Annotated in this window: 9 protein-coding genes; 3 read left to right on the forward strand and 6 right to left on the reverse strand. The window is 75.4% G+C overall.

All coding sequences use genetic code 11. The annotated features are described in order from the left end of the window. Together GTW08_RS16085 and tatA are read left to right on the forward strand one after the other, a co-directional pair. The coding region (locus tag GTW08_RS16085; RefSeq protein WP_161152161.1) for an HAD-IC family P-type ATPase at positions 1 to 1245 on the forward strand (1245 nt) is incomplete at its 5' end. Next, the gene (tatA, locus tag GTW08_RS32715) at positions 1242 to 1490 is read left to right on the forward strand and encodes a twin-arginine translocase TatA/TatE family subunit (RefSeq protein ID WP_073573933.1); all 249 of its coding nucleotides are present in this window, start codon (positions 1242 to 1244) and stop codon (positions 1488 to 1490) included. The genes GTW08_RS16085 and tatA, both read left to right, overlap by 4 nt. A gap of 45 nt (positions 1491 to 1535) precedes the next feature. Here the strand turns inward: tatA and GTW08_RS16095 are convergent, their stop codons facing one another. From GTW08_RS16095 to GTW08_RS16105, 3 genes are all read right to left on the reverse strand, one after another. After that, a complete protein-coding gene (locus GTW08_RS16095) occupies positions 1536 to 2117 on the reverse strand; it encodes a vitamin K epoxide reductase family protein (protein WP_073574086.1) in 582 nt (193 codons plus the stop codon). Between the two features lie 59 nt (positions 2118 to 2176). Then, positions 2177 to 2824 carry a DsbA family protein gene (locus GTW08_RS16100; RefSeq protein WP_062402120.1) on the reverse strand — a complete coding sequence of 216 codons (648 nt, stop codon included), beginning with the start codon at positions 2822 to 2824 and terminating at the stop codon, positions 2177 to 2179. A gap of 82 nt (positions 2825 to 2906) precedes the next feature. Next, positions 2907 to 3236, reverse strand: coding sequence for a hypothetical protein (locus GTW08_RS16105; RefSeq protein WP_073573934.1), 330 nt, complete (start codon positions 3234 to 3236; stop codon positions 2907 to 2909). A gap of 164 nt (positions 3237 to 3400) precedes the next feature. Here GTW08_RS16105 and GTW08_RS31920 point away from each other — a divergent pair, with 164 nt between their 5' ends. After that, a complete protein-coding gene (locus GTW08_RS31920; protein ID WP_073573935.1) occupies positions 3401 to 3901 on the forward strand; it encodes a cupin domain-containing protein in 501 nt (166 codons plus the stop codon). Here GTW08_RS31920 and GTW08_RS16115 read toward each other — a convergent pair. The 3 genes from GTW08_RS16115 to GTW08_RS16125 all read right to left on the reverse strand — a co-directional run. Beyond that, positions 3894 to 4571, reverse strand: a complete 678-nt coding sequence (locus GTW08_RS16115; RefSeq protein ID WP_304580018.1) for a response regulator transcription factor — start codon at positions 4569 to 4571, stop codon at positions 3894 to 3896. The two genes, GTW08_RS31920 and GTW08_RS16115, sit on opposite strands and share 8 nt — an antisense overlap. Continuing rightward, positions 4568 to 5875 (reverse strand): sensor histidine kinase, encoded by a 1308-nt coding sequence (locus tag GTW08_RS16120; RefSeq protein WP_202417238.1) that lies wholly within the window; start codon positions 5873 to 5875, stop codon positions 4568 to 4570. Before GTW08_RS16120 ends, GTW08_RS16115 begins: the two co-directional genes overlap by 4 nt. After that, positions 5872 to 7173 (reverse strand): hypothetical protein (locus tag GTW08_RS16125; protein ID WP_161152162.1); only part of this gene is annotated, 1302 nt, incomplete at its 5' end. The genes GTW08_RS16120 and GTW08_RS16125, both read right to left, overlap by 4 nt.

Here is a 7173-nt window from a genome sequence, read left to right on the forward strand (position 1 = left end):
ACTGCGGCCGCCGACGCCGCGGCCGGGCACCGCGCGACCGGGCTGCGGGTCGTCGCCGTCGCCACCCGCCGGACACCGCTGCTGCGTCCGCTCGGCCCCGCTGACGACGACGACCCCGAGCGCGACCTGCTGCTGCTGGGCTTCGTCGGGATGGTCGACCCGGTGCGGGAGTCCGCGGCCCGCGCGGTGGAGCGCTTCGCCGAGCAGGGCGTCGCGGTGAAGGTCCTGACCGGCGACGACACCGCCGTCGCCGAGCAGGTGTGCGCGCGGGCCGGGATCGCGGTCACCGGGGTGCTCGACGGCGCCGCGCTCGACGCACTCAACGACGTCGCGCTGGCCCGAGCGGTGGCGCGCACCACCCTGTTCACCCGGCTCGGGCCGTTGCAGAAGGAGCGGGTCGTCGCCGCGCTGCAGGCCCGCGGGCACACCGTCGGGTTCCTCGGCGACGGCCTCAACGACGTCGGCGCGCTGCGGATCGCCGACGTCGGGATCGGCGTCGACGGGGCGGTGCCCGCCGCCCGGGCGGCCGCGGACATCGTGCTGGCCGACCGCAGCCCCGACGTCGTCGTCTCCGCGGTCGAGGAGGGCAGGCGGACCCTGGGCCGCGCCACCCGCTATCTGACCGTGACCGCGGCGCTGAACGTCGGCAACGCCCTGTCGGTGCTGGTCGCCTCGGCGGTGCTGCCGTTCCTGCCGCTGCTGCCCGCACAGCTGCTGCTGCAGGGCGTGCTGTTCGGGGTGGCCGCACTGTCGCTGTCGTTCGACCGGGTCGAGCCGGGCTGGACGGCGCGGCCCCGGCGCTGGGACACCCGCGGGATGCTGTGGTGCATGGCGGTCCTCGGGCCGCTGGCCTCGGCGTTCGACCTGGTCACGTTCTGGGCGGTGTGGCGCTTCCTGGGCCTGGACACCCCGCAGGAGCAGGCGGTGTTCCAGGCCGTCTGGTTCATGGAGGGGGTGCTGTCCCAGGTCCTGGTGCTGCTCCTGCTGCGGACCCGCGCCGGGCGCGCCGCCCGGCCGGTGGTGGCGACGGTGACGGCCGTGGTCCTGGCCGGGCTGGCGGTGCCGTTCACCCCGCTCGCCCCCCTGTTCGGGATGGCGGCGCCACCGCCCGCGGTGTGGCCGCTGCTGGCCGCCGTCGTGCTGCCGTTCCTGTCGTGTGTGGCCGCGACGCGGCCGCTGTACCTGCGTCACGTGCTGGGGATCCGCGCCGCGGACCCCCGGCAGGAGAAGGAGAGGATCCGATGACCCCACCCGGACCGACCCAGCTGCTCGTCGTCCTGCTGGTCGTCGTGCTGCTGTTCGGCGCGAAGAAGCTGCCCGACCTGGCCCGCTCGGTGGGCCGGTCCACCCGCATCCTGAAGTCCGAGCTGGGCGGGACCCCCGACGACGGCGCGGCCCGCTCCGAGGACCGGGCCCTCGAGGAGCGGCCCGCCGGGGAGCCGGCGGCCCGGGAGCGGGTCGCGGAGGAACGGACCACCGGCGAGCGCTGACCGTCGCGGGGCCGGGGACGCACGTCCCCGGCCCCGCGGGCCGGTTCAGAACAGCGAGGACCAGTAGGTCCAGAAACGCTGCAGGATCAGCCCGACGACCACCAGGAACCACAGCACCACCGGCACCGCGTGGTAGGCGGTGATCCGGGTGTGCAGCGCACGCGCGCCGCCGCCGAGGGCGTCCAGGGTCGCGAGCAGCGCGTACCAGAAGATCGGGATCGTCACGGCCCACACGACCATGCAGTACGGGCAGAGCGCGCCGATCCGGTACAGGCTCTGGACGATGAGGTAGTGCACGAAGAGGACGCCGAGCGCGGACCCGGCCGCCAGCCCCACCCACCACCAGCGCGGGAAGCGGGCCCCGGCCAGCAGGGCCGCACCCGTCGTCACCACGACCGCGAACGCCCCGATCCCGAGCAGCGGGTTCGGGAACCCGAAGAACGCCGCCTGCGGGGTCGTCATGACCGACCCGCAGGACAGCACCGGGTTGATGCTGCACGACGGCGTGTAGGCCGGGTCGATCAGCAGCTCGATACGCTCGACGGTCAGCGTGAACGCCGAGATCAGCCCCAGCACGCCGCCGACGACGAGCAGCCACGGCAGGAACCGCGGTACCGGCCCCGGCACGGCCGGGGCGCCGGTGGTGACACGGGAGAACTCCTCGGTCCGCGCCGCGGAGGGGACGCTCACCGGTTCACCGCGGCGTCGAGGGCATCGGTGATGTCCTGCACCGAGCGGAGCTGCACCTTCTCACCGTTGACGAAGATCGTCGGGGTGCCCTCGACGCCCGCGGCGAGCCCGGCGTCCTTGTCGGCCTGGATCTTCGCGGCGGTCGCCGGGTCGGCGACGGCGGCGTCGTAGGCGTTCAGGTCGAGGCCGAGGTCCTGGGCGTAGCCGCGGAACACCGTCGCCGCGTCCGGGGACTCGGACCAGTCGCGCTGGGTCTGGAACAGGCGCTCGTACATCGGGTGGAACGCGCCCTGGGCGCGGGCGGCCTCGCCGGCGAGCGCGGCGGCCTCGGCGTTCTGGTGCATCGGCAGCGGGAAGTTGCGGAACACGAACTGCACGCGGTCGCCGTACTGCTGCACCAGCTGGTCCATGATCGGCTGGACCTGGCCACAGGCGGGGCACTGGAAGTCGGCGAACTCGACGAGGGTGGCCGAGGCGTTCGGGGCGTCGTTGAGGCGGGCGGCGTCGGCGGTGACGAGGCTGTCGGGCGCACCGGCGGCGGCGCCGGTCTCCGGGGTGCCGGGTCGCGTCGCGAACAGCAGCGCGGCCACGATCAGCGCGAACGCGCCGACGACGGCCAGGGAGATCTTGACGTTGCGGGTCATCGGGAGTCTTCCTCCACGGGGCCCGGCGCGGTGGCCGGGTCGGAACGGGTGCGGGGACGCGGTGGCGGGGTGACCGCACGCCTCAGTTGCGGTCCACGCAGAGGTGTTCCACCGGCGACGGCGCGCACAGCGTCCGTTCCGGTGCGGCGGGCGGCGCGGTGCCGGTGTGCCCGGCCGCCAGGACGGCGACCACGGCGACCGGCAGCAGCGACGGGGCGGGCACGTCGTCGTCGCGGCGGGGGGCCTGCTCGCAGTCCCCTGCGTGCATCAGCGTGAGCGGGTGCTGCGAGCAGTCCGAGCCGACGACGACCGCCGGGGCGGCGCCGTGGGCGCCCGGGGCGGTCGCGACGGCGGGGCCCGCGCACAGCACCAGGGCCAGGACCAGCAACGCCATCGGGGCGAGGACGCGCACGTGCTCACCCCACCTCTCCGCTCCGACCACGGCCGGACGCCTCCGGCAGCGCCCACGACGATACCGAGGGGCCCTCGCCGCCCCGGTGCTCCCCCACGGCCCGCGCGGGTGGCGACCGGCCGCCGCGCCGGGACGCCCGGTCGCCGGACCGCTACGTTCGGTGCGTGAGCTTCCCCGAGCCCGGCGCGGTGTGGCGCCCCGCCACGACCACCGAACGCGCCGTGACCTCCCCGACCGGCTCGTGGACCCGGTTCGCCGCACCCGGCGCGGAGGTCGGTGGCGGGTTCGGGCTGTTCGAGTCGTGGATCCCGGCGGATTCCCCCGGTGCGCTGCCGCACCTGCACACCGGGTTCACCGAGAGCTTCTACGTCCTCGACGGTGCACTGCGGGTCATGACCGGCGACACCTGGACCGAAGCCGGGCCGGGCGACCTGGTGCACGTCCCGCACCGGGGGGTGCACGCGTTCCGCACCGGCCCGGACAGCGACGCGCGGTTCCTCATCCTGTTCGTGCCCGGCGCACCGCGGGAGCGCTACTTCCGGGGGCTGGCGGAGTTCGCGGCGCGGGCGACCCCGCCGTCGGCGGAGGAGGTCGACGCGTTCGCGCTGACCTGCGACCAGGTCAACCTGCGCGACCACCCCGGCTTCACCACGCCGCTCAGCTGACCAGGCCGGCCCGGAACGCCAGTGCGACGAGCTGTACCCGGTCACGCGACTGCGTCTTGGCGAGCAGGTGTCCGATGTGGGTCTTCACCGTCGCCTCGGAGACGACGAGGTCGGCCCGGATCTCGGCGTTGGACCGGCCGTTGCCGACGAGCACGAGCACCTCCCGCTCCCGCGGGGTCAGGTCGGCGAGCGCGGCGACGGCGTCCACCGACGGCTCCGCGGCGGCCGGCTCGGGTGCGGTGAGCAGCGGCCGGGTGGCGCGCAGCAGCCGCCGGGTGGAGACGGGGTCGACGACCGAGTCGCCGCGGTGCACGGTGCGGACGGCCTCGATCAGGTCCTGCGGGGACACGTCCTTGAGCAGGAAGCCGCTGGCACCGGCGGCGATGGCCTCGGTGACGGACTCGTCGAGGTCGAAGGTGGTGAGCACCAGGACCCGCACCCCCGGGTGCTCGGCCACGACCCGGCGGGTGGCGGCGATGCCGTCGAGGCGGGGCATCCGTACGTCCATCAGCACGACGTCGACCTCGGTGCGGTCCAGCTCGGCGAGCGCGGCCTCGCCGTCACCGGCCTGGACGACGACGGCGAGATCGTCACACGAGTCGAGCACCATCGCGAAGCCGGTGCGGACCAGCTCCTGGTCGTCGACGAGCATCAGTCGTACGGGATTCACCGTTCTCCTCGAGCCGGGGGTGTGAGGGGCAGGCGCAGCCGGACCGTCCAGCCGCCGTCGGCGTGTGGACCGGCCTCGACCGAGCCGCCGTGCAGGGCGGCGCGCTCCCGCATGCCGGTCAGGCCGTGGCCGCCGCGCGGTGGGGTGGGGACGGGGCCGCGGGCTCCCTCGTCGTGGACGCGCACGGTCAGCTCGTCGGTGGTCCACCGCAGGTCGACGTGGGTGGGCACGCCGGGCCCGGCGTGCTTGATGACGTTGGTCAGCGATTCCTGCACGATCCGGTAGACGGTCAGGCCGGGACCGGTCGGGAGCTCCCGCGGGGTGCCGATGGTCCGCAGGTCGACCGGCAGCCCGCCGGTGCGGACCTGCTCGACGAGTGCGGGGACGTCGCCGGCGCCGGGCTGCGGACGCGCCGGGTCGGTGTCGGTGTCGTCGTCCGGGCCGGTGTCGCGCAGCATCGACAGCAGCCCGCGGACGTCGGACAGCGCGGACCGGCCCGTCGACGCGATGCCGGAGAGCACCTCGACGGCCTTCGCCGGGTCGCGCTGCGCGGCGAACTGGCCGCCGTCGGCCTGGGCGATGATCCCGGACAACGAGTGGGCGACGACGTCGTGCACCTCGCGGGAGATCCGCGACCGCTCGGCCAGCAGCTCGAGGCGGACCTCCTGGCGGCGGGCCTCCTGCAGCAGCCGGTTGCGTTCGCGCAGGTCCAGGGTGCGGCGGTGGGCGGCACGGCGCAGCGACCCGAGCAGCCACACCAGCAGCGGGACCGTCGCCATCGCGCCGAACAGGGCCAGTACCACCAGCGGGGTCATGTCCGGGGAGGCGAACAGCGCCGCGGGACCGCGCGCCACGAACGGTCCGAACACCCCGACCGTGAGCACGACCAGCGCCAGCCAGCCGGCCCAGCGGGGCCCGTAGGCCACGGCCGAGTACCCCATGACCAGCGACGGCAGCAGGAACGCGGCCATCGTGCCGGGCAGCGCGAAGGAGCAGACCAGTGCGACGACCGCGGTCGCGATCGCGGCGGGCATCGGGTACACGCGGCGCAGCGGCACCGGAAGTGCCGCCAGCACCGAGACGACGAGCGCCTCGATCCGCATGTCCGAGCGGACACCCTTGCCCTCGAGGGTCCAGCTGACCGCGACCCAGATGAGCAGCGCGGCCAGCACGGCGTCGACGACGACGGGGTTGCGCCGCCCGAGGGCCACGGCCCGCTCGACCAGCGTGGGTGCCTCCGACGGGCTCGACCGGAGTGCGGGCAGGCGACGCAGGGAGTCCCGCATCCGGGTCGCGATGCTCATCGTGCCTCCTCCCGCGCCGGGTCCGATGATCCCCGGTACCCGATCGTGTCGGGCGCGCGGCCCGTCGTGCCGTTCTGCATGTCCCGAGCCTCCCGCGCGGCGGACCCGCCGGGCATCGGAGCGGGGTCCGATCCCCGGTCTCCGACCGTGGGCGGAGAACCGGCCGCGCGCACGGAGACGCTGTGCACCAGTGCCTCCAGCGGACCGCGCCCGACGAGCCCGCGCCAGGCCCACGCGGAGGCCACGGCCAGGCCCGCGACCAGCGCCGTCGCCGCCCACGGCGCGGTCTGCGGCCACTCGCCGAGCGAGGCGAGCAGCGCGATGTGCCCGGCGTAGAGGGTCAGCGCGAGCGCGCCGGTCACCGTGAGCGGGGCGAGCAGACGGCCCCCGTACCGGGCGGCGAGCAGGCACAGGCCGAGCACGGCGACCGCGACCCCGGCGGCACCGACGACGTCGAACGGGCTGCCGCTGTGCGGGGTCGCGGCGAGCAGCCAGGCGGGCGTGGTGGTGGCGACCGTGCCCAGGGCGCTGCCGCCGAGCAGCTGCAGCGCGAGCTCGGCGGGGACACCGAGCCGGTCGGCGACGGGCGCGACCGACGCGAGGAGCGCGTCGCGGCCGCCCAGGACGTCCAGCGCCAGCCAGGACCCGCCGTAGCCGAGCACCGCGCCGGCGGCCCCGCCGGCGAGCAGCCGGGTGCCAGCCGTACGCAGGTCGAGCCTGCCGACCGCCACCCCGAGCAGCAGGAACGGCATCCAGGTCAGGACCGGGTAGGCGCCGCTGAGCAGCACCGTGTCGAGCGCGTGCACGAGCCCGGCGGCCGAGGTGAGGTCGGACAGGTGCACGGTCGCGCCGAGCACCGTCTGCCCGCCGGCGTCGGTCGGTGACCCGAACCGGGCGCGCAGCACCCATGACAGCAGCGGCCCGGCGACCGCCCAGACCGCGGCGGCGACCGCCAGCGCCCGGGCCGGGGCGAACAGCACCGGCAGGAGCAGCCAGAACAGCACCCCGTAGACGACGAGGATGACCATCGGCCCGCTGCTGATCTCGGCCAGGAGCAGCCCGAGGACCACCAGGAGCAGTCCGCGGACCGCGATCCGGCGGCGCAGCCACACCCGGTTCCGCGCGGTCGGCGCGGCGAGGACGGGCGCGGCCATCAGGGCCAGCGACACCCCGCCGAGCACCGCGAACAGCACCGCCGCGCGCCCGTTCACCGCCTGGACCGGCCAGGACGACCCCGCGGCGACGGCGACGTGCGCGACGATCATGCCGAGCACGGCGAGGCCGCGGGCGGCGTCGAC

The sequence above is a fragment of the Pseudonocardia sp. SID8383 genome (assembly GCF_009864975.1).
In the GTDB taxonomy this organism is placed as follows: Bacteria; Actinomycetota; Actinomycetes; order Mycobacteriales; family Pseudonocardiaceae; genus Pseudonocardia; species Pseudonocardia alni.